Raw genomic sequence first — 20,384 nt, 5'->3', positions numbered from 1 at the left:
TCTATGGGCCTGCCATTCCATAGTTGAAGCCTTGATGCCGCAGGGGCCGTATGTGCCCACCGGCCATTGTTGCAAGGCCTATATGTCAGACCCTTCTCCGCTGCCACCGCGCGCGCCTGTGCCGCGCAAAGTCATTCCCATCACACCAGAGCCTGCATCGGCTTCGTTTTACGAGGCGCAGATCAAAATTCAGCCCCGGGCCATTCGGGGCGTGTTGGCCCGTTGGCGCTGGGCGCTGGTGTGGCTGACGCAATTGTTCTTTTATGTGGTGCCGTGGTTGCAGTGGAATGGGCGGCAGATGCTGCTGTTTGATTTGGAGCAGCGGCACTTTTACCTGTTTGGCTGGCTGTTGTACCCGCAGGACTTTATTTACCTGACGGCACTGCTGATTGTTTCGGCGCTGTCCTTGTTTTTATTCACGGCAGTGGCTGGGCGCCTATGGTGTGGCTTTGCCTGCCCGCAGACCGTTTATACCGAAATGTTTCTGTGGATTGAGCACCATGTAGAGGGCGACCGCAGCGCACGCTTGCGCTTGGACGCCTCGTCTTGGACAGCAGAGAAGCTCTGGAAAAAATCGCTCAAACACCTGCTATGGCTGCTGCTGGCATTGTGGACAGGCTTTACCTTTGTGGGCTACTTTGTGCCCATTCGTACGCTGGCGCTAGAGGTGCTGGCGCTGCAAGGCTTTTGGCAGCTGTTCTGGGTGCTGTTTTATGCGCTGGCTACCTATGGCAATGCAGGATTTTTGCGCGAACAAATCTGCAAATACATGTGCCCCTATGCACGCTTTCAAAGCGTGATGTTTGACCCCGACACCCTGATTGTGACTTACGACAGCGCCCGTGGCGAAACCCGTGGGCCACGCAGCAAAGCCGTGCAGGCCAAAGCGCAGGGGTTGGGCGATTGCATCGACTGCACCCTGTGCGTGCAAGTGTGCCCGGTGGGTATCGATATTCGCAAGGGCTTGCAGTACGAGTGCATTGGTTGCGGCTTGTGTGTGGACGCGTGCAACTCGGTGATGGACAAAATGCAGTATCCGCGCGGCCTGATCCGCTACACCACGGCCAATGCCTTGGCCCAAGGTTGGGGCGCGCCCCAGATGTGGCGGCGGGTGTTGCGCCCGCGTGTGTTGCTCTACAGCATGGCACTGGTGGCACTGACGGTGGCGATGGTGGTCAGTTTGGCCGTGCGCACCCCCTTGAGAGTGGATGTGATCCGCGACCGGGGCGTGTTGGCACGGCAGGTGGGGCAAGGGCTGGTAGAAAACGTGTACCGTTTGCAGATGGCCAATGCCACCGAACAGCACCAACGCTACCGTGTCACGGCCAGTGGCATTGCAGGTTTGCAAGTGGCCTCTGAGGCCGAGGTGGATGTGCCCGCCGCCAGCGCCCGCTGGGTGGTGCTGCGCCTGCGCGCGCCCCATGATGCCTTGCCGACTGGCCCACATGCGGTGGCCTTGGACTTTGTGGCGCAGGGGCAGCCGGGGCTGGCGCTGCGTGAAGGCACCACTTTCTTGTTTCCGCGTTAGGGCCATGCCGGCCCTGCGCTGGCAGCCAGTTGGCCCAGCGCGGCCAAGGCTTGCTCGGTGCGGGCGTTCCAGGCGTGGCCGTAGTTCAGGCGCAAGCAATGGCTAAATGCGTGCGAAGCCGAAAAAATCGGCCCCGGTGCCATGCTGATGTGCTGGGCCAGCGCCTGTTGGTGCAAGCGCAGCGCATTGCAGCCCTCGGGCAGCTCGACCCACAAAAAGTAGCCCCCTTCGGGCCGAGTGGCTTTGGTGCCTGCGGGAAAGTAATGTCCCACGGCCTCGGCAAACAGGGCTTGCTGTGCCGCCAGCGTCTGGCGCAGTTTGCGCAAATGCTTGTCAAAACCGCCCTGCTCCAGATACAGCGCCAGCGCCATTTGTACCGGCACCGAGGCACTGAGCGTGGTGGTCAGCTTTTGTCGTGCCACAGCGCGGGCAAAGCGCCCCGGTGCTGCCCAGCCAATGCGGTAGCCCGGTGCCAAGCATTTGGAGAACGAAGAGCAATGCAGCACCAGCCCTGCGGTATCAAATGCCTTGGCCGGCAGCGGACGCTGGTCGCCAAAGTACAGCTCGGCATACACATCGTCTTCAATCAGCGGCAATTGGTAGCGGGTGATGAGTTCTACCAAGGCCCGTTTTTTGGCCGTAGGCACCAAACTGCCCAGCGGGTTCTGAAAATTGGTCATCAGCCAACAAGCTTGGGGGCGGTGGCGCACGATGGCCGCCTCCAGCGCACCCAAGTCTATGCCCTCGCGCGGGTGGGTGGGCACCTCTATGGCTTGCAGCCCTTGGCGCTCCAATGCTTGCAGGGCCGCGTAAAAGGTGGGGGACTCCACCACCACGGCATCCCCAGGGCGGGTGACGGCAGATAGGCACAGGTTGAGCGCCTCAAGTGCGCCATTGGTAATCACAATATCGTCGGCGGGCACGGCCACACCAGCGGCCAAATAGCGCAGTGCAATCTGGCGGCGCAGGCCCGCATGGCCGGGGGTCAGGTCGTCCACGGTGCTCCAAGGGTCGAGGGTGCGCGCACCAGCCGCAAGGCACTGGCCCAGCCGTTGCAGCGGGTACAGCAGTGGGCTGGGAAAGGCCGAACCCAGCGGTACCACTTGCCGGGCCATGCTCGATTGCAGCACCTCAAACACCCGCTCGCTCACATCCACGGCAATGGCGGCATCACTGGGCTGTGAGGGCAGTTCTGGCTCCGGGGGGGCGCGGCGCAGGCTGGGGTTAACAAAGTAGCCCGATCGCTCGCGCGCTTGCACCAAGCCACGCGCTTCTAGCAGGTAGTACGCCTGAAACACCGTGGAGGCACTGACGCCCCGGCTGGCGCAGGTATGCCGCACGGAGGGCAGCCGGTCGCCAGGGCGCAGCAAACCGCTATGGATAGAGCTGGCAATATCAGCTGCGAGGGCTTCGTAGCGTTTCATTGGAGCCGTGGCCTGGTTGGGGGTGCGGCGCTGCACGATGCCTGTGCTTTGTGGCCTCAGACCAAGCGCCCTTTACCGGGCCATCAGCCCAAATTGGGGGCCAACAGGCGGCGCAGCACCTCAATGTCCATGCCCCGGCGCTGGGCCATGTCTTGCAACTGGTCTTCGCCAATTTTGCCCATGCTGAAATACACGCTGTCTGGGTGGCCGATATAGAAGCCGCTCACACTGGCGGCGGGGTTCATGGCCAGGCTTTCGGTCAGGCCCATATCGATGTCGCCGCATTGCAGCAGGGCGAACATATCGGTTTTGGCACTATGGTCGGGGCAGGCCGGGTAGCCGGGGGCGGGGCGAATGCCCCGGTATTGCTCGGCAATCAAGGCTTCATTGCTCAGTTGCTCGCCTTGGGCGTAGCCCCACAGGTCTTGGCGCACACGCTGGTGCAGGCATTCGGCCAAGGCTTCGGCCAGCCGGTCTGCCAAGCTCTTGAGCAGGATGGCCGAATAGTCATCGTGGGCGGCCAAAAATTCTTGCTCTTTTTTCTCGACTCCTAGCCCGGCTGTGACGGCAAACAAGCCTGCATAGTCGGCAATGCCACTGTCTTTGGGGGCCACAAAATCGGCCAAGCAGCGGCTGGGGCGCGTCACGCCATCCACAGTATGTTTTTCGGCTTGCTGGCGCAGGCCGTACCACGTCAGGGCCACTTGGCGGCGCGTGTCGTCGGTGTAGAACTCGATGTCGTCACCGACGCGGTTGGCGGGGTACAAGCCCAGCACGGCGTTGGCTTGTAGCCAGCGGCCTTCAACGATTTTTTTCAACATGGCTTGCGCATCGGCAAACACTTTGCGCGCCTGCTCGCCCACCACCTCATCTTGCAAAATGGCCGGGTACGGGCCAGCCAAGTCCCAGGTTTGGAAGAACGGTGTCCAGTCAATAAACGGCAGCAGCTCGGCCACATCAAAGTTTTTAAACACCCGGCGGCCCAAGGCACGCGGCACGGTGGGCTGGTAGTGGCTCCAATCGACTGGAGTCGCGTTGGCCCGGGCTTTCGCCAACGGCCAGAGTGGGGTTTGCTTTTTGTTGGCGTGCTGCTGGCGCACCTTGTCGTAGTCGGTGTGCAGCTCTTGCACAAATTGCGTCACGCCATCACCCAACAGGTTTTGCGCTACGCCCACGCTGCGCGAGGCATCGGGCACATACACCACTGGGCCTTCGTAGTGCGGGGCAATTTTGACGGCGGTATGCACGCGGCTGGTGGTCGCGCCACCAATCAGCAGCGGGATTTTTTTCACGCGGAAATGCTCGTCTTTTTGCATCTCGGCGGCCACGTACTGCATTTCTTCCAGGCTGGGCGTAATCAAACCTGACAGGCCAATGATGTCGGCCCCTTCGGCTTTGGCCCGCGCCAAAATCTCGTGGCAGGGCACCATCACGCCCATGTTCACCACTTCAAAGTTGTTGCACTGCAAAACCACGGTGACGATGTTTTTGCCAATATCGTGGACATCGCCTTTCACAGTCGCCATGATGATTTTGCCTTTGGTGCGCACATCGCGCCCGGCCAGCTCGTCTTGGCGTTTTTCTTCTTCAATATAGGGAATCAGGTGCGCTACGGCTTGCTTCATGACCCGCGCCGATTTGACCACCTGTGGCAAGAACATTTTTCCTTGGCCGAACAGGTCGCCCACCACGCTCATGCCATCCATCAGTGGGCCTTCAATCACATGCAGTGGGCGGCCCCCTTGGGCCAGAACTTCGCGGTAGGCCTCTTCGGTGTCTTGGGTGATGAAGTCGGTAATGCCATGCACCAGGGCGTGGCTCAGGCGCTCGCCCACGGTTTTAGGGGCTTCGGGCGTGCCGCGCCACTCTAGCTTTTTGCTGTCGTCACGGGCAGCGCCCTTGGCGTTTTCGGCAATCTCGACCAAACGCTCGCCCGCATCGGGGCGGCGGTTGAGCACCACGTCTTCTACGCGCTGGCGCAGCTCAGGGTCGAGGTCGTCATAGACCCCAATCATGCCCGCATTGACGATGCCCATGTCCATGCCCGCTTGGATGGCGTGGTACAAAAACACAGTATGGATGGCCTCGCGCACCGGGTCATTGCCCCGGAAGCTAAAACTGACGTTGCTGACGCCGCCAGAGACCTTGGCACCGGGCAGGTGCTGCTTGATCCAGCGTGTGGCCTCGATAAAGTCCACGGCGTAGTTGTTGTGCTCTTCGATGCCGGTAGCGACGGCAAAGATGTTCGGGTCAAAAATGATGTCTTCGGGCGGAAAGCCCACCTCATCCACCAAGATGCGGTAGGCACGCTCACAGATTTCAATCTTGCGGGCAAAGGTGTCGGCTTGGCCTTGTTCGTCAAAGGCCATCACCACCGCAGCGGCACCATAGCGGCGCACCAGCTTGGCTTGCTGTTTGAACGGTTCTACGCCCTCTTTCATGCTGATGGAGTTGACAATGCCTTTGCCTTGCAGGCAGCGCAGACCGGCCTCAATCACCTCCCATTTGGAGCTATCGACCATCACCGGCAGGCGGGCAATGTCGGGCTCGGAGGCCATCAGATTCAAAAAGCGCACCATCGCAGCTTTGCTGTCGAGCATGGCCTCGTCCATGTTCACATCGATGATTTGTGCGCCGTTTTCTACCTGCTGGCGGGCCACGGCCAAGGCTTGTTCAAACTGGCCGTTCAAAATCAGGCGGGCAAAGGCTTTGGAGCCCGTGACGTTGGTGCGCTCACCAACGTTGACAAACAAGGTGCCTTGGCCGATAGAGACAGGCTCCAGGCCAGACAGTTTCATGGGGGGGATGGTCAATTCGGACATACGTCGCACCTGTGCAATGGAACCCGGAACAGGCGAGCGTGGTTGCCGGAGAGGGTGTGGGCAGTAAGTAGCAGCGTGCCCAAGCCTGACGGCGCCGAGTGGCTGGCCGTTGCAACGCTCCTTGGGCGCGGGCGATTTTAGCGGGGTGGCTTTTGCTTTGCGCTGGTGGCATGGCCCCACGCAGAAATTCTTGGTGATTCAACAGACCACTCAGGGTGCAGTGGTGCCATTGCTGGGGGGACTACTGATGGTGCAGCGGCCACGCACCTGGAATTTGCCCAAGGATTTGCTGCCATAGTGGTTGCCACTGCTGTCCTCTACCTCGACAGACCCAGCCACTAGATGACCAGAGACCAAATCACGGGCAATCCAGCCCCGTGTTTCTTGGAGCAGGTCGCCGTTGCGCACATTGCACACCGATTGAAGCCGGGTAAGCACAGCGGTGCGCCCTTGGAGACGCACCAACCCTACGCTTTCAGACCGCAGCGAAAACCGGCCAGTCACCTGCTCTGGATCTTGCTCGGTTTTCTTGTCTGGGTTAGACAATTTGCAGGAGGTCTCGGCCTTGAATTGGCTCTCGCCTGCATGGTGGTACACATGCAGCCAAGCATTGCGCTCGGTCAGAACATCTACTTGGCCTAGGCTCAAAAACTTGATCATCTCCAGCAGATTTTCTCGCTCTTTGCTGTTCAAGAGGCGCACCTCATCGCTGCGCCAAACGATGTTTTCTGTGCCTATATCGTCACCAGACTCGAACTGGATGGCACGAACATCCAGAAAATGCCCATCGCTCGAAAATCGTACACCATAGATGCGGTCGAAACGAACCCGATCCTCTTTGAGCTGGTATTGGACAACCAAGCCCACACCGTCTTTGTCTTGGTGGCGGATGGTGTAGATGGGCATACCGTGGTACTCATGCAGCGCCCCCTGCAAGACCAGATGCCCCCGCCCTGCCCATGGAGCAGAACGCATCCACAAGTTGCCGCTCAATTTGCAATCGCTTTGGTAACCCGGCTGGTGTACCAGTGCCTGCGAGGCGGGCAGGGGCAACACCACCCGTGGCTCTGCGTCTTGCGCTATGGCTTGGCAGACCCAGCACAACAAGGGGAGAAGTTTGCGTTGCATGAAAGAGCACCCCCGCACACCCAGAATGGGTTCAGTGTCGCTCTCAATGTAGTGCAGTGGGTACGGCTTGGCAAGCCGTCAGGCTTGCGGCATGGGCCCAGCACAGGCCGATGCTGGTAGCCCAAAAATGCGGTCAAACACCCAGTTGAAGCAGAAGGTGTAAACCAAGAAGAACACCACCATCCAGAAGTCCATCACCAAGGCCTGCCAGAGGCTGACGTTGAACCACCAGGCAAACACGGGTATCAAAATCAGTGCCAGCCCACCCTCAAAACCAATGGCATGGGCCATGCGTCGGCGCAGGCTGCGCCCGCGCACTGTTTGGCGAGCCTCCCAGCGTTCAAACAGGGTGTTGAACAGCAGGTTCCAGAGCACGGCAATGGCCGAGGCCAGCACCGCTACCACGCCCGAATGGCCGGCCCCCTGATCTGACAGCCACATCAGCCCGATGGTGGCCGCCACAATGGCAATCAGTTCATACAACGTGACATAAACGACGCGGCGGCGCAGGCCGTACAGGCCGGGAATCAGGGCGGGGGGATGCATGGTGGCAATGTACCAAGGCTGGCGTATCCGTGCAGGAGCAAGGCCTGTGGCCTGCCGTGGCCTTAGCAGGGTGGCAGCCGTGGGTGTTGCAGAAAAAAGCGCAGCATTTCTTGTGAGGCGTTGACCCCCAGCGGGTCGGTATAGCTGCCTTCGGGGCTGCCACCAGCCCACGCATGACCCGCACCATGCAGTTGCCAGTGCTCCACCAGCACCCGGTCGGGCATCTGGTCGTGGTGGCCTTCCCAATACACGGTACGGGTGTAAGACTGCCCGCCTGCCGATTGTCCGGTGCAGGCGCACCGTTGCAGTGGTACGCCCCGGCGCATGGCATCGGCCAACACGGCATCCACCAGGTATTCGCCATTGCGCACATGCACGGTATCGTCCGAGTCGCCATGAAAGACGATCACGGGCAAGTGCGGCCCTTCGTCTAGGAGGGCTGGATCGGTTTGCGGGCCGTGGCTCATGGCCCGCAAGGCATCTTCTATGTTGCGGGCAGCTCTGGCCTGCAAACCGGAGTGCACGCCCACGGCAGCAAAGAGGTCTGGGTATTCGCTGCCCAACAGCGCCGCCATGGCACCACCCGCCGACAGCCCCGCCACATAGATGCGCCGCCTGTCCACGGGCTGCTGGTGGGCGGCTACATCGTCCACCAGAGCCACCAACAGCGCCAATTCACCCGTACCTCGGCGCTGGTGTTGGGGGTCAAACCAGTTCCAGCAGCCTTGGGGGTTGGCCCAAGGCGACTGGGCGGGGTAGAGCACCAACACGCCCGCTTGGGCTGCGGCGGCATTCATGGCGGTGCCCAAGGCAAAATCTTCGGGGCTTTGGTGGCAGCCGTGCAGCATCAGTACCAGCGGCAGTGGGTGGTGGGCAGCGGCGGCGGGGGGCACGAACAGCCAGTAGTCGTGTGCCACACCCTGCCAGCGCAAAGCAACGCGCCCAAACTGCCCCGGTGCCAGAGGGGCTGGTGGTTTGGTCAGCAGGCTGTCTGCCACCAAATTGCTGCGCACCAGCTTGGCAGATTCAGACAACAGCAGCGAGAAGGGGTCCATCCAGTTCATGGACATTCGGGGCAAGCCCCGCCGTAAATTCTCAGAAACACAGGACCAGCAAAGGGTGGGCACGGACATGCCCTGTCCCCATGCAGGAGACGATGGGCGCAGAAAGGTTCAGGCTTTTTTGAGGAACTCGGATTTGAGCAACAGACTGCCAAGGTCGGTTTTGCAATCGACGTTGTGCCCATCGGCCCCATCCACCAAGCGGATACCTTTGATCTTGGTGCCCTTTTTGAGGGTGGCACCTGCCCCTTTGACCTTCAAATCTTTGATCAGAATAACGGCATCGCCATCGGCCAATGGGTTGCCGTTGGCATCGCGCACCACGCCATCGTTGCTGGCTTCATCGGCATCGGTGGGGATGGGGTTGGCAGGCCACTCAAAACCGCAGTCGGGGCAGACACAGTGGTCGCCATCGGGATAGGTGTTGTCTAAGCCGCATTGGGGGCAGGGGGGCAAGGTGTGGGGCATGTATACGCACGGGTGTAGTGATCAGAGGCCCGCCAGTGTGGCACAAGCGGGCCTGCCACTCAGCGGCGGTGGTGAGGCCTAAGCAGTGCCAGCAGGGGCCAAGAAAACACAGCAGCCACTGTGCCCAAGCCCAGAGCCACAGCCAACAAGTTGGCCCAGTCTACCCAGTAATCCAGATTGGACAGGGACGATTGTGTGAGCGTAGGCACTGTCAGAAACAGCAGCAGCGCCACCACCGCACCTACGCCCACTGCCCGTGGCCCCTGTTGCCAGCCGATATGCTGACGGGCCCACACCAGCAGCACCAGCCAAACCGCCAGGGCCAGCGCCACCACTGGCCAGATGCTCAGTGCCAGCTCGTACACGATGTTGATCACCAGCCAGATTTCGTACATGGTGTGTCTCCTGTGGTGTGGGTTTTAGACGCGGCCCTTGAGCACCGACAGATAGGCGGGCTTGAGCATCCGCACCTTCATCAGCCAGGCAAAGTAGCTCTCTTGCAGGGGCTCGATCATGGGCAGGGAGGGCACCAGCCGCCCCTCGTAGTCAAACTCAATCAACATGGCCGAGCCTTCGCGCACGATCATGGGGCAGGAGGTGTAACCATCAAACTTCTGGCTGGGGGTGTTGCCTGCTATCACTTCCACCAGATGTTGGGCCACGATGGGGGCGCTTTTTTTCACGGTGGCCGCCGTCTTGCCGCGTGGGGTGCCGTTGATATCGCCCAAGCCAAACACATTGGGGTAGCGCCGGTGCTGCAAGGTGTCTTTGTTCACTTCGAGCCAGCCGCCTGCGGCCATCGGGCCTTCTTTCCAGGCCAAGTCGGAGTTTTTGACGGAATCGGGCGCACGCATGGGGGGCACTACATGGATAAAGTCGTAGGGCACTTGCACCAGCGTGCTGTCGGGGCGTGCAAAGGTGGCGCGGCGGGCGCCGATATCCAGTGCCTTGAGGGTGTGTGTAGTTTGTACCTGCACCCCCAAGGCTTGCCAGCGTTGGAGCACGTTGTCATTGACGGGCTTGACACCAAAAATGTTGCCCAAGGCCGAGTAGAACGTGACTTGTGATTGGGGCAGCGTGCCTGCTTGTGCCAATCGGTCGCGCACCATGAAGGTCATTTTCAGTGGGGCACCGGCACACTTGAGTGGCGTAGCAGGCAAAGTCATGACCGCCTGCCCACCCTTGTGCCGAAAGGCATCCATGGCCGCCCAAGTGGCTGCAGCTGCCTCGGGGCTGGGGTAAACGCTGGCCAGGCCATTCTGACCAATGGCGCGCACATCCATGCCTTCAATCTGTTGCCAGTCTTGGTGTGTGCCTACGGCCACCACCAGATAGTCGTAGCGTATGCGTTGCCCACTGCTGGTGACCACTGTTTGGGCTGTGGGGTCAAACTGGGCCACCATTTCTTGGATCCAACGCACGTCGGTGGGCATGAAGTCGGCATTGCTGTCTATCACCTTGCTGACCGGCCACACGCCACTGCCAACCAAGGTGTAGCCGGGCTGGTAGTTGTGGGCTTTTTTGGCATCAATGATGGTGATTTGGGCACCGTCGAGCAAGTTCAGCAGCCTGTGGGCCAATGCCAAGCCTCCCAGACCACTGCCCGCAATCACGATATGTGCCTTGGTGCTTTGCCGTGCGTGTGTGTTGGCAGGCTGGCCCAACCCAAAGGCCAAGGCAGCACTGGCACTGGTGGAGCCCACCAGCCAACGGCGCCGCGAGGGCATGGCGTCCAAACAGGGGGCAGGGGTGCGTTGCATGCTTTTGTCTCCTCATCAGGTGGCCAAAGAACCAACCATGACTTGCGCCAAGCCACCCATTTTTTATCTGCGCAGGCCGTTTTGGCTATCTTGCCGATGCCTTTTAGACACCCACGCGCACGGCAGTAGCCAATCCTAATGCCAGTATCAGCGCCCACCCAGAAAATAGCCAGCGCCATAGCCACCAGCTCGGTATAAACCCGACGCCACGCACCAGTCCGGCGCTCATGGCCCAGAACAAGGCGACCGCCAGGCCGTGGTCGGCCCGCCCCTGGGCATTGGCAAACAGCAATGGATAGATACTGCCAGCCACCATAATGAAAAGGGCGATGGTCAGACAGGGCCAGTGCATCTGGGGGGTGGGTGTCGGCGTGATCATGGTGCGTTGGCACCACGTTGGCTCACGGGAGGGAGACGGCCTTCTTCATGCTCGCCCCACAGCGCATTCAAAATCGCCAGTAGCACGGCAAAGCCGACCCCCAGCATCCAGGCAAAGTACCACATGGTTGGTTCTCCTTGGTTGGTGTGGCTTTAATACGCTGCGTGGTCGTTGTCACGGATATAGGCTTCTGTGACCTTGCCACGCATGACCCGGTAAGCCCAGCCGGTATAGAGCACGATGAGGGGCATGAAAATGACGGTGGCCCCGAGCATCAAGCCCAACGTCAGGTGGCTGGAGACACTGTCCCACACCGTTAATGAGGCATTGGGCATGGTGGACGATGGCATGACAAACGGGAACATCGCTGCCCCCGCTGTGCCGATGACTCCCACCACCGCCAGCGACGAAGCCACAAACGCACACAGTGTGCGCCCGACTGCCACCAAAGCTGCCGCCGCCAAAGCACCAGCCACCCCCAACAGTGGCAGCAACCACAAGGCAGGCACGCGCTGGTAATTGAGCCACCACGCATCGGCACTGCGCACCACAGTTTTGGTCAGGGGATCAGGCAGGGCTGCCGGGTTGACTACCGAGGTGATCTGAAACCCCTCCATGCCGCCCCATTGCAGCCACAGGCCCGCTGCTACAAAGCCTGCCACCATCACCACAGCGGCAGCCACCGTAGCGCGCACCGTGCGCGCTTGGATGGTGCCTTCTGTACGGTGGGCCAGATAGGTGCCGCCTTGCAAAGTTATCATGGCACTACTCACCACGCCTGCCAGCAGCCCAAACGGGTTGAGCAATTCCCAAAACGAGCCGGTGTAGTAAGACACCAAGTTGTCGTCAAAATGGAATGGCACGCCTTGCAGCAGGTTGCCAAAGGCCACGCCAAAAATTACAGGTGGCACAAAGCCCCCAATGAACAAGCCCCAGTCCCAAATGCTGCGCCAAGTCGGGTGGTGGATCTTGCTGCGGTAGTCAAAACCTACGGGCCGAAAGAACAAGGCCCACAACACTGCCAGCATGGCCCAGTAAAACCCACTGAAAGCGGTGGCATAGACCAGCGGCCAGGCTGCAAAAATAGCGCCGCCCCCAGTGATAAACCAAACTTGGTTGCCGTCCCAGTGCGGCCCCACGGTGTTAATGACGATGCGGCGCTCAATGTCGCTGTGGGCTACAAAAGGCAGTAAGGTGCCCACGCCCATGTCGTGGCCGTCCATGATGGCAAAGCCCACCAGCAGCACACCCACCAGCAGCCACCAAATGATTTTGAGGGTTTCGTAATCGAACATAGCAGCAACTCCTGGGCTTAGGCGGGGTGGTGGTGTGCGTCGTGGTCGTAGCGGCCCGTGCCCAGACTGCCCGGCCCTTGGCGGGCAAACTTGACCATCAAGTACATCTCCACCACCAACAGCACGGTATAGAAGCCAATGAACCCGGCCAGCGAGCCATACAGGCTCTCCACACTCAGGGTGGAGACACTCAGGTGCGTGGGCAACACACCGTAAATCGTCCAAGGTTGGCGGCCATACTCGGCTACAAACCAGCCCACCTCACAGGCAATCCAGGGTGCAGGCAACATCCACAAGGCCCACTTCAGCAGCCAAGGGTGCTGCGTCATGCCGTTGGTTTTCAGGGTGCTCCAAAACGCCAAGCCAAACAGCACCAGCATGGCAAAACCGAGGCCCACCATCAAGCGAAAGGCCCAGAACATGGGGGCCACACGCGGCACCGTGCTGTCCACGGCGCTTTGAATCATTGCGGGCGTGGTTTGGCGCACATCGGTGACATATTTTTTGAGCAGCAGGCCAAAACCCAGATCGGCTTTGTGGCGCTCAAACACTGCCAGTGCAATCGCATCTTGGCGGTTTTTGCGCAGGGCTTCTAACGCCACCACGGCCTCGATGCCGCTCAAGATACGCTCGCGGTTCTTGGCTTTGATCTCTTGGATGCCCGCAATCTCTTTGTCCAGCGAGCGGGTGCCAATGATGCCCATGACCCAAGGGATATGGATGCTCCAGTCATTGGCTTGTTTTTCTTCGTTGGGCCAAGCTATGACGTTAAAACCAGCGGGGGCGGGTTCAGTCTTCCACATGGCTTCTATGGCCGCCATTTTGGTCTGTTGGGCCTCGCCCACCACATAGCCCGACTCATCGCCCAGCACGATCACGCTCAGCACCGAGGCCAAACCAAATGCCGAGGCCACCCGAAAACTGCGCTTGGCAAACTCGGTATTGCGGCCCTTGAGCAGGTACCAACTCGACACCGACAGCACAAACATGGCCCCCGTCACATACCCGGCAGACACGGTATGGACAAACTTGGCTTGGGCATCGGGGTTGAAGACAATGGCCCAGAAATCCACCATCTCCATGCGCATGGTGTGGTAGCTAAACTCGGCCCCCACGGGGTTTTGCATCCAGCCATTGGCAATCAAAATCCACAGTGCCGACAAATTGGTGCCCACGGCCATCAGCAACGTGACCAACAGGTGCTGCTGTTTAGAGAGCCGATCCCAGCCAAAAAAGAACAGACCGATCATGGTCGATTCGAGGAAGAAGGCCATCAACCCCTCAATCGCCAGTGGCGCACCAAAGATGTCGCCCACATAGTGCGAGTAGTAGGCCCAGTTGGTACCAAACTGAAACTCCAGCGTGATGCCAGTGGTCACGCCCAACGCAAAGTTGATGCCAAACAGTTTGCCCCAAAAGCGGGTCATGTCTTTCCAGACGATCTGGCCTGTCATCACGTAGACGCTTTCCATGATGACCAGCAGCCAGACCATGCCCAGAGTGAGCGGCACAAAAAGAAAGTGGTACATCGCCGTGGCCGCAAATTGCAGCCGCGACAAGTCCACCAGTTGTTCGGAAACCATCAGATTGACTCCTTGGAAGGGAAATGGCCTTGTGCTGGGGCGGCGTGCGGCGGCTGCAATATCTGGGCGGCCATGCCGCCGTCATCCACGGCCACCTTCTGCCCATCTATGAAGCACCACCACAACAGCGTGAGCACCATCAACTTGAGCACCACTGCCCACACCAGTTGGCGCAGCAGGCGACGGTCTTGCAAAGACAAAGGTGAAACAGACATGGATTGCATAAGGCAAAACCCATGCCATTCGGATCAGTAGAAAAAGTCTTTTAATTTCAATGGGTTAGATTTATGTGTGGCTGGAGAATCTGCGGTCTAGACTGCCATTGGCAGAGAAATGGCAGTCTTTTGGCAGTCAATGGGTAAACTGCTGGCACCATGCCTAAGCCACCTTCTTCTGTGCCAGCCGAGCTGGTTTCTCTGCTGGAGGGGTTGCCCGAGCCCCATATCCTTATGGACGAGCAGTACCTGATCTTGGCTGCCAATGCGGCCTACCGGCGCCAATTTGGGCCGCAGGATGAAGTGGTCAATCGCCCGTGTTATGCGGTGTCCCACCATTTCACATTGCCTTGCGATCAGGCTGGCGAGACCTGTCCGCGCGCTCAGGCGCTGTTGTCGGGGCAGGTTCAGCGTGTGCTGCATTTGCACCATACCCCGCAGGGCGAGGAATATGTGCAGATTGAATTGACGCCCGTGCGTGGTTCGGCCAGCGGGCCGGTGTTTTTCATCGAGAAAATGGCCCACCAGCCGCTGGCCCAACCTCGGCCCAGTGCCGAGGGGCTGGTGGGCCGTTCGCCAGCTTTTCGGCACATGCTGGGGTTGGTGGCCCGTGTGGCCCCATCGCAGGCCAGCGTGTTGCTATTGGGCGAATCGGGCACGGGCAAAGAATTGGTAGCCCATGCTCTGCACCGTGCCAGCCAACGTGCCCACCGCCCGCTGGTGCCCGTCGATTGCTCCAGCCTGCCCGAGGCACTGTTCGAGTCCGAACTGTTTGGCCATGAAAAAGGGGCGTTTACTGGCGCGACCCAAGCCCGCCCCGGTCTGGTAGAGAGTGCTCACGGCGGTACGCTGTTTTTGGACGAGGTGGGCGATATCCCGCTGGCGCAACAGGTCAAACTGCTGCGGCTGTTAGAAACCGGCACCTACCGCCGGGTGGGTAGCACAGAACTGCGCCATGCGGATATTCGGGTGGTGTCGGCCACCCACCGGCCATTGGCCCAGATGGTGACGGAGGGGCGCTTTCGTGAAGATTTGTATTACCGGCTAGGCATCTTTCCGATCCACCTGCCGCCGCTGCGCGAGCGCCGCGAAGACATCGCCCCGCTGGCCCAAGCCTTGCTGGAGCGGGTAGCACCGGGCCGCCAGCTTCAACTGGCCGCTGGGGCGTTGGTGCTGGTGCAAGCGCAGCCCTTTCCGGGCAATGTGCGCGAACTGCGTAACCTGCTCGAACGTGCTGCCTTGCTGTGTGATGGTCATACCATTGGACAAGAGCAAATGCGCGCCGCCTTGGCCTGCGGCTTGGCACCGGCGGCAGGGCAGGTAGCCCCTCATGGCATGGAGAAGATACCCCCAGACGACGCCACACTGGCCCATCTGCTGGCTGATTACCCAGGCCGCCGTGCCGATTTAGCCCGCAGCCTAGGGATGAGCGAACGCTCACTCTATCGCCGCTTGCAGCAGCTCAAGAGGCGAGCCACAGACGGCGGTAGACCTCCCTGTGGCTCGATAGAATCCTTACCATGCAGCCCCTTGTAACGTCACTCCAGTGCAGCCATAGGTCGTGTGTGGGTGTGGATGGTGGGCCATGATGCATCTGAGAGGGTGGCGTCAGCGGCTAGTGTGGTGGTTGCTGTGGGGCATGGTCTTTGCTGCGATAGCGCCTGCCATTTCCAAAGGGCTGGCAGCCAACGCCAGCACCGTGGTGGAGGTGTGCAATAGCCAAGGTATCCAGCGCATTACGGTCAATCTTGGCAGTACCAATTCCCCTGAAACACACGTTGCCACCGATGTGCATTGTGGCTACTGCCTGCTGCAACACCACTGTCCCACTCTGCCCTCACAGCCGCCGCAGTGGGGCTTGCTCACCGTGGCGCGCCATGTGCTCAGGCTAGATCCAGATCGCACCACGGCCTTAGGGCACTTCGCCCGCAGCGCCCACCGAGTGCGGGCACCACCTGCTTTTTCCTGAACGGTTGATTGCGCCAGACGCCATCGCACGCACTGCGGTGGCGCCTTCCCCTGTGCTCGTCTGCCACCTCGGCAGGTGGCACTGCACACGCCTTTTTGGAGAAGCTGATGATCTTCCCCCTTAGAAGAACGCTAGGGCTACACCCCATTGGGTGGTTGGCCGGTTCATTGTCTGGAGTGACATGATGTTCTGCCTCCACACCATAGCCCCACCACCGCTGCCTACGGCTCCCGAATACCCGGCGCTGGTGGGGCATTCGCCCGCGTTTCAACATTTGTGCCACCTGATCCACCGTGTGGCCCCATCGCAGGCCAGCGTGTTGCTGTTGGGTGAATCGGGCACGGGCAAAGAATTGGTAGCCCATGCTCTGCACCATGCCAGCCAACGTGCCCACCGCCCGCTGGTGCCCGTCGATTGCTCCAGCCTGCCCGAGGCACTGTTTGAGTCCGAACTGTTTGGCCATGAAAAAGGGGCGTTTACTGGCGCGACCCAAGCCCGCCCCGGATTGGTCGAAAGTGCCCACGGCGGCACCCTGTTTTTGGACGAGGTGGGCGATATCCCGCTGGCGCAACAGGTCAAACTGCTGCGGCTGTTAGAAACCGGCACCTACCGCCGGGTGGGTAGCACAGAACTGCGCCATGCGGATATTCGGGTGGTGTCGGCCACCCACCGGCCATTGGCCCAGATGGTGACGGAGGGGCGCTTTCGTGAAGATTTGTATTACCGGCTAGGCATCTTTCCGATCCACCTGCCGCCGCTGCGCGAGCGCCGCGAAGACATCGCCCCGCTGGCCCAAGCCTTGCTGGAGCGGGTAGCACCGGGCCGCCAGCTTCAACTGGCCGCTGGGGCGTTGGTGCTGGTGCAAGCGCAGCCCTTTCCGGGCAATGTGCGCGAACTGCGTAACCTGCTCGAACGTGCTGCCTTGCTGTGTGATGGTCATACCATTGGACAAGAGCAAATGCGCGCCGCCTTGGCCTGCGGCTTGGCACCGGCGGCAGGGCTGATAGCCCCTCATGGCATGGAGAAGATACCTCCAGACGATGCCACACTGGCCCATCTGCTGGCTGATTACCCAGGCCGCCGTGCCGATTTAGCCCGCAGCCTAGGGATGAGTGAACGCTCACTCTATCGCCGCCTGCGGCAGCTCAAAGGGGGAGGATAAAGAGGGGCTACCAATTCTTTTAGGAAAGAGGCAGGCGGTTCTGTGCTGCTCTATGTACCACCCGACGCGCACCCATAGCGGCAGTGCGCAAGGTGTTTATTTATATTTATCTGTGATGTACTTAAAGAGTAACATAAGAACAATAATAAGGTAAGAGAGGGTGTTGGCATAAATTGCACCATTTCTGATGGCGTTGTGAGGTGCATCCAATCGTTTCTTTAGATAAGCATACTCGATATACCAGGAAACAAGATAGTTGACCAAAATGGCGAAAGCTATGGCTAGATAGTAATACCATTCTGGTTCCTTCTGGTAGGTGTGTGGAATTTTATCATTTAATAAAGTAGACCATCTGGATGTATCAAACCAAAAGAACCCCAGTGTGGCTTTAGCCAATGTGGATGCTACGGAATTAGAAATATGATGCCAACTGATTCCTGTTGCATACGATGCCCATGTCAATAAAAGGCCCAGTGCATTGGATAAGGGAAGTCCAACAAAGGTGCTAAGCAAATTGGCACCAGCAACGGCTTTGAGCACTGTTTTGGAGGGGGCTTGGGTGTGTTTTTGAATAACGGCAGCTTCCGATATGATGAGTGGAATCAGTGCCAAAATCATGAATGGAAGCGTGTTAAAAATCATCGGAAACCCGCTGTTTGCGTATGCGACCGATGTGCTGCCAGCCAATGTTAAGAAAAAAAGTAATCTTTTCAAGATGTTCTTGGGTTTAATTTTTGAATCTTTAATTCTTTAGGTTAAGTATTTATTATTTATTAATCATTGAATTATTTTTTGTTGAATGTTCTTATCCAGAACCAAAATTCTAGGATAACGCCAAGAGCGAATAGCAGAAAGCTGCCGATCGAAGATCCAAAGCCTTGCGCCATCAATGCAGTAATAATTAATAGCCCTGTAAAAATATGATGCATGTGGGTAAAGATTGATGTTTGAATGGATGTGTGGTTTGGAGTGTTATGTATAAAATGTACTAATCTGAATATCGTATTTTTTAGCATTTAAGCCGGTTGAAAGCTTAGGTTAGGGTTGGTAGTGTATATAAAACCTTCTCATCATTGATCTTTGCGTAGTGGTTGCTGATGAGTAGATCATATACCTGCTCTGTGATTTCTGCGGGTGTATCTTTGCCCAGCTTGGATTGAATAGTGTTCTTTAGTGATTTTGTAGATTTAGGCCTTGAAGAATTTCTGTTGATTAAGTCGTTAACCACTAGTTTTAGATAAGAATCGATGGATTTTTGGGGGGTAGGTGTGGGTAGGGTGGTAGTAGATATTTCTGTAATTTTGGGCGTGAGAGCTTCGATAAAGCATGGCATTTCTTTGATTGAAGGTGAGCGAGTGCAAGAAATTTTGCGCGACTTGAGGTGCTGAATTAATGGATCAAAGCCGGTGTCTTTGGAAATGACATGAAAATAGGCTCTTGGATCGGTAATGGCTAAGTTTCCAAGATAATAGGCGATGTGAAAATCTAGTGCGTTGGTTCCCGATGTTTCCACAGTCACATAGCCAGACCTTGACCCCAATTGGTGCATTGCAAGTACAAAATCAACACGCAATTTTGTATTGGTGGGCCCAAGAAATACCATGACTCTAAAATGCTCTTCTGTGAGAAGATGCAAAGATTGTGCTTGGACGTTTTCGTAGTCAATTAGAACGTAATTAATACGCAAGGCGTTCTCCAAAACCTAATTGCCAATAAACCACAGCCATCGTAGCGGAGAGAGTGGGCTCAAACAATACACGCCGCAACTTTCCGAATCAAATCCTGCTTTGGTGCTGTTGGAGGGGAATCCAAGAATCTCTCAGATGCTTTGCCTTCTTGGGTGCTACCAAAGATCGGAGCCCCTCACCCGGTGCGCGGGAAGCCCCGCAGTTCAGTCCGGGGTTGAGAGCAGGGATTTGCAATCCATAATCTACGTCATGGACTGCACCAAAACCCTGCGTCTGCGCATCAAAGACAAGCACGCCAAAGTGCTGGCGTTGATGGCGCGTGAGGTTCATCAGGTCTGGAATTTTTGCAACGAAACCAGCCACCGCGCCATCCGTGAGCGCCACCAATGGCTCTCGGGCTACAACCTGCAAAAGCTAACCAACGGTTTCAGCAAGTGCGATGGCATACACATCGGTTCGCCCACCGTGCAGCAAGTGTGTGAAGACTACGCCAAGGCCCGCAAGCAGTTCAAAAAGGCCAAGCTGCGCTGGCGTGTCTCCAATCCCCAAAGCAGCAAATACAGCTTGGGCTGGATTCCTTTCAAAGCACGGGCCTTGCAGTACAAGGCAGGGCAAGTCGCCTTTGCCGGACAGAAATTGAGCCTCTGGGACAGCTACGGTCTGGCGGACTACGAGTTGCGCGCTGGCAGCTTCAGCCAAGATACACGCGGGCGCTGGTACTTGAATGTGGTGGTGAAGGTGCAAGTCCAAGCCAGCGCGGGCACAGCCAGCGTGGGGATGGACTTAGGTCTGAAAGAAGCGGCGGTCGCCTCGACTGGAGAGCGCATCGAGGGGCATTTTTACCGCAAGCTCGAATGCCGGTTGGGCATCGCACAGCGGGCACACAAAAAACAGCGGGTGCGGGCCATCCATGCAAAAATTGCCAACCAGCGGAAAGACCTGCTACACAAATTCAGCACTGCAATGGTGAAACAAAACGCTGCCATCTTCGTGGGCGACGTAGCCAGCAGCAAGCTGGTCAAAACCAAGATGGCCAAGTCCACGCTGGATGCGGGCTGGGCCATGCTCAAGACGATGTTGGAATACAAGAGCCATCAGGCCGGTGTCGTCTTTGAAGTAGTGAATGAAAGCTACACAACCCAGACTTGCTCGTGCTGCGGGGCCATCCCTGCCAGCAGTCCGAAAGGTAGAGCGGGTTTGCGAATAAGAGAGTGGAAGTGCAGCGATTGCGCAGCGGAACACGACCGCGATGTGAATGCAGCACGCAACATTCTCGCGGCGGGGCATCGCCGTCTAGCAGTAGGAATCCCCGTCCTTTAGGGCGAGGAGGATGTCAACCGGCAAATTCAGCAGGGT

19 protein-coding genes, 1 pseudogene and 1 riboswitch are annotated in these 20,384 nt (G+C 58.3%); of the genes and pseudogenes, 5 read left to right on the top strand and 15 right to left on the bottom strand.

Annotated features, from left to right (window positions below):
* Positions 1-82: 82 nt before the first annotated feature.
* Positions 83-1,528 (top strand): cytochrome c oxidase accessory protein CcoG, encoded by a 1,446-nt coding sequence (ccoG, locus tag ACFO6X_RS08465; RefSeq protein WP_382431991.1) that lies wholly within the window; start codon positions 83-85, stop codon positions 1,526-1,528.
* Here the strand turns inward: ccoG and ACFO6X_RS08460 are convergent.
* The 13 genes from ACFO6X_RS08460 to cydP all read right to left on the bottom strand — a co-directional run bounded on the left by ACFO6X_RS08460 (position 1,525) and on the right by cydP (position 14,209).
* Positions 1,525-2,952, bottom strand: a complete 1,428-nt coding sequence (locus ACFO6X_RS08460; RefSeq protein ID WP_382431989.1) for an aminotransferase-like domain-containing protein — start codon at positions 2,950-2,952, stop codon at positions 1,525-1,527. The two genes, ccoG and ACFO6X_RS08460, sit on opposite strands and share 4 nt — an antisense overlap.
* Before the next feature lie 83 nt (positions 2,953-3,035).
* Positions 3,036-5,774 (bottom strand): methionine synthase, encoded by a 2,739-nt coding sequence (metH, locus tag ACFO6X_RS08455; RefSeq protein ID WP_382431987.1) that lies wholly within the window; start codon positions 5,772-5,774, stop codon positions 3,036-3,038.
* 27 nt (positions 5,775-5,801) lie between these two features.
* A riboswitch (S-adenosyl-L-homocysteine riboswitch) is annotated at positions 5,802-5,903 on the bottom strand.
* Positions 5,904-5,984: 81 nt separating this feature from the next.
* A complete protein-coding gene (locus tag ACFO6X_RS08450) occupies positions 5,985-6,902 on the bottom strand; it encodes a hypothetical protein (RefSeq protein ID WP_382431985.1) in 918 nt (305 codons plus the stop codon).
* 78 nt (positions 6,903-6,980) lie between these two features.
* Complete coding sequence (locus ACFO6X_RS08445) at positions 6,981-7,448, bottom strand: PACE efflux transporter (RefSeq protein WP_382431983.1); 468 nt, start codon at positions 7,446-7,448, stop codon at positions 6,981-6,983.
* A 62-nt stretch (positions 7,449-7,510) separates the two neighbouring features.
* On the bottom strand, positions 7,511-8,512 hold the full coding sequence (locus ACFO6X_RS08440) for an extracellular catalytic domain type 1 short-chain-length polyhydroxyalkanoate depolymerase (RefSeq protein ID WP_382431981.1): 1,002 nt from the start codon (positions 8,510-8,512) through the stop codon (positions 7,511-7,513).
* A 108-nt stretch (positions 8,513-8,620) separates the two neighbouring features.
* Positions 8,621-8,977 carry a zinc ribbon domain-containing protein YjdM gene (locus ACFO6X_RS08435; protein ID WP_382431979.1) on the bottom strand — a complete coding sequence of 119 codons (357 nt, stop codon included), beginning with the start codon at positions 8,975-8,977 and terminating at the stop codon, positions 8,621-8,623.
* A 59-nt stretch (positions 8,978-9,036) separates the two neighbouring features.
* Positions 9,037-9,372, bottom strand: a complete 336-nt coding sequence (locus ACFO6X_RS08430) for a hypothetical protein (protein WP_382431977.1) — start codon at positions 9,370-9,372, stop codon at positions 9,037-9,039.
* Between the two features lie 24 nt (positions 9,373-9,396).
* Positions 9,397-10,737 carry an NAD(P)/FAD-dependent oxidoreductase gene (locus ACFO6X_RS08425; protein ID WP_382431975.1) on the bottom strand — a complete coding sequence of 447 codons (1,341 nt, stop codon included), beginning with the start codon at positions 10,735-10,737 and terminating at the stop codon, positions 9,397-9,399.
* 103 nt (positions 10,738-10,840) lie between these two features.
* Positions 10,841-11,116 carry a cyd operon YbgE family protein gene (locus tag ACFO6X_RS08420; RefSeq protein ID WP_382431973.1) on the bottom strand — a complete coding sequence of 92 codons (276 nt, stop codon included), beginning with the start codon at positions 11,114-11,116 and terminating at the stop codon, positions 10,841-10,843.
* Positions 11,113-11,241 (bottom strand): cytochrome bd-I oxidase subunit CydX, encoded by a 129-nt coding sequence (gene cydX, locus ACFO6X_RS08415; protein WP_382431971.1) that lies wholly within the window; start codon positions 11,239-11,241, stop codon positions 11,113-11,115. Before cydX ends, ACFO6X_RS08420 begins: the two co-directional genes overlap by 4 nt.
* Positions 11,242-11,268: 27 nt before the next feature.
* Complete coding sequence (gene cydB, locus ACFO6X_RS08410; protein WP_382431969.1) at positions 11,269-12,411, bottom strand: cytochrome d ubiquinol oxidase subunit II; 1,143 nt, start codon at positions 12,409-12,411, stop codon at positions 11,269-11,271.
* A gap of 17 nt (positions 12,412-12,428) precedes the next feature.
* Positions 12,429-13,994 carry a cytochrome ubiquinol oxidase subunit I gene (locus ACFO6X_RS08405; protein ID WP_382431968.1) on the bottom strand — a complete coding sequence of 522 codons (1,566 nt, stop codon included), beginning with the start codon at positions 13,992-13,994 and terminating at the stop codon, positions 12,429-12,431.
* Entirely contained in the window at positions 13,994-14,209 is a 216-nt protein-coding gene (gene cydP, locus ACFO6X_RS08400; RefSeq protein ID WP_382431966.1) for a cytochrome oxidase putative small subunit CydP, read from the bottom strand. The genes ACFO6X_RS08405 and cydP overlap by 1 nt, the downstream gene beginning before the upstream one ends.
* A gap of 159 nt (positions 14,210-14,368) precedes the next feature.
* On the opposite strand from cydP, the gene ACFO6X_RS08395 reads away from it, so the two are divergent.
* The 3 genes and pseudogenes from ACFO6X_RS08395 to ACFO6X_RS08385 form a co-directional block, all read left to right on the top strand.
* Positions 14,369-15,745 carry a sigma-54 interaction domain-containing protein gene (locus tag ACFO6X_RS08395; RefSeq protein WP_382431964.1) on the top strand — a complete coding sequence of 459 codons (1,377 nt, stop codon included), beginning with the start codon at positions 14,369-14,371 and terminating at the stop codon, positions 15,743-15,745.
* A gap of 49 nt (positions 15,746-15,794) precedes the next feature.
* A complete protein-coding gene (locus tag ACFO6X_RS08390) occupies positions 15,795-16,178 on the top strand; it encodes a DUF2946 domain-containing protein (protein WP_382431963.1) in 384 nt (127 codons plus the stop codon).
* 229 nt (positions 16,179-16,407) lie between these two features.
* Positions 16,408-17,340: pseudogene (locus tag ACFO6X_RS08385) on the top strand (sigma-54 interaction domain-containing protein); the annotation flags it as partial.
* 96 nt (positions 17,341-17,436) lie between these two features.
* Here ACFO6X_RS08385 and ACFO6X_RS08380 read toward each other — a convergent pair.
* Together ACFO6X_RS08380 and ACFO6X_RS08375 are read right to left on the bottom strand one after the other, a co-directional pair.
* Positions 17,437-18,054 (bottom strand): hypothetical protein, encoded by a 618-nt coding sequence (locus ACFO6X_RS08380; RefSeq protein ID WP_382431961.1) that lies wholly within the window; start codon positions 18,052-18,054, stop codon positions 17,437-17,439.
* A gap of 319 nt (positions 18,055-18,373) precedes the next feature.
* Positions 18,374-19,027 (bottom strand): PIN domain-containing protein, encoded by a 654-nt coding sequence (locus ACFO6X_RS08375; RefSeq protein WP_382431959.1) that lies wholly within the window; start codon positions 19,025-19,027, stop codon positions 18,374-18,376.
* Positions 19,028-19,277: 250 nt separating this feature from the next.
* Here ACFO6X_RS08375 and ACFO6X_RS08370 point away from each other — a divergent pair, with 250 nt between their 5' ends.
* On the top strand, positions 19,278-20,348 hold the full coding sequence (locus ACFO6X_RS08370) for an RNA-guided endonuclease InsQ/TnpB family protein (RefSeq protein WP_382431957.1): 1,071 nt from the start codon (positions 19,278-19,280) through the stop codon (positions 20,346-20,348).
* The last annotated feature ends 36 nt before the right edge of the window (positions 20,349-20,384 follow it).

The organism is Giesbergeria sinuosa (assembly GCF_042652905.1).
GTDB classification, from domain to species: domain Bacteria; phylum Pseudomonadota; class Gammaproteobacteria; order Burkholderiales; family Burkholderiaceae_C; genus Simplicispira; species Simplicispira sinuosa.
Note: the sequence above shows the minus strand (reverse complement) of the source record. Positions and strands in the feature narration are given on the sequence as shown.

Coding starts and splice junctions, on each gene's coding strand:
- ACFO6X_RS08420 (WP_382431973.1), bottom strand. CDS start 11,116: ATGATCACGCCGACACCCACCCCCCAGATGCACTGGCCCTGTCTGACC.
- ACFO6X_RS08395 (WP_382431964.1), top strand. CDS start 14,369: ATGCCTAAGCCACCTTCTTCTGTGCCAGCCGAGCTGGTTTCTCTGCTG.
- ACFO6X_RS08450 (WP_382431985.1), bottom strand. CDS start 6,902: ATGCAACGCAAACTTCTCCCCTTGTTGTGCTGGGTCTGCCAAGCCATA.
- ACFO6X_RS08390 (WP_382431963.1), top strand. CDS start 15,795: ATGATGCATCTGAGAGGGTGGCGTCAGCGGCTAGTGTGGTGGTTGCTG.
- ACFO6X_RS08405 (WP_382431968.1), bottom strand. CDS start 13,994: ATGGTTTCCGAACAACTGGTGGACTTGTCGCGGCTGCAATTTGCGGCC.
- metH (WP_382431987.1), bottom strand. CDS start 5,774: ATGTCCGAATTGACCATCCCCCCCATGAAACTGTCTGGCCTGGAGCCT.
- cydX (WP_382431971.1), bottom strand. CDS start 11,241: ATGTGGTACTTTGCCTGGATGCTGGGGGTCGGCTTTGCCGTGCTACTG.
- ACFO6X_RS08430 (WP_382431977.1), bottom strand. CDS start 9,372: ATGTACGAAATCTGGCTGGTGATCAACATCGTGTACGAGCTGGCACTG.
- cydB (WP_382431969.1), bottom strand. CDS start 12,411: ATGTTCGATTACGAAACCCTCAAAATCATTTGGTGGCTGCTGGTGGGT.
- ACFO6X_RS08370 (WP_382431957.1), top strand. CDS start 19,278: ATGGACTGCACCAAAACCCTGCGTCTGCGCATCAAAGACAAGCACGCC.
- ACFO6X_RS08435 (WP_382431979.1), bottom strand. CDS start 8,977: ATGCCCCACACCTTGCCCCCCTGCCCCCAATGCGGCTTAGACAACACC.
- ACFO6X_RS08440 (WP_382431981.1), bottom strand. CDS start 8,512: ATGAACTGGATGGACCCCTTCTCGCTGCTGTTGTCTGAATCTGCCAAG.
- ACFO6X_RS08425 (WP_382431975.1), bottom strand. CDS start 10,737: ATGCAACGCACCCCTGCCCCCTGTTTGGACGCCATGCCCTCGCGGCGC.
- ACFO6X_RS08460 (WP_382431989.1), bottom strand. CDS start 2,952: ATGAAACGCTACGAAGCCCTCGCAGCTGATATTGCCAGCTCTATCCAT.
- ccoG (WP_382431991.1), top strand. CDS start 83: ATGTCAGACCCTTCTCCGCTGCCACCGCGCGCGCCTGTGCCGCGCAAA.
- ACFO6X_RS08445 (WP_382431983.1), bottom strand. CDS start 7,448: ATGCATCCCCCCGCCCTGATTCCCGGCCTGTACGGCCTGCGCCGCCGC.
- cydP (WP_382431966.1), bottom strand. CDS start 14,209: ATGTCTGTTTCACCTTTGTCTTTGCAAGACCGTCGCCTGCTGCGCCAA.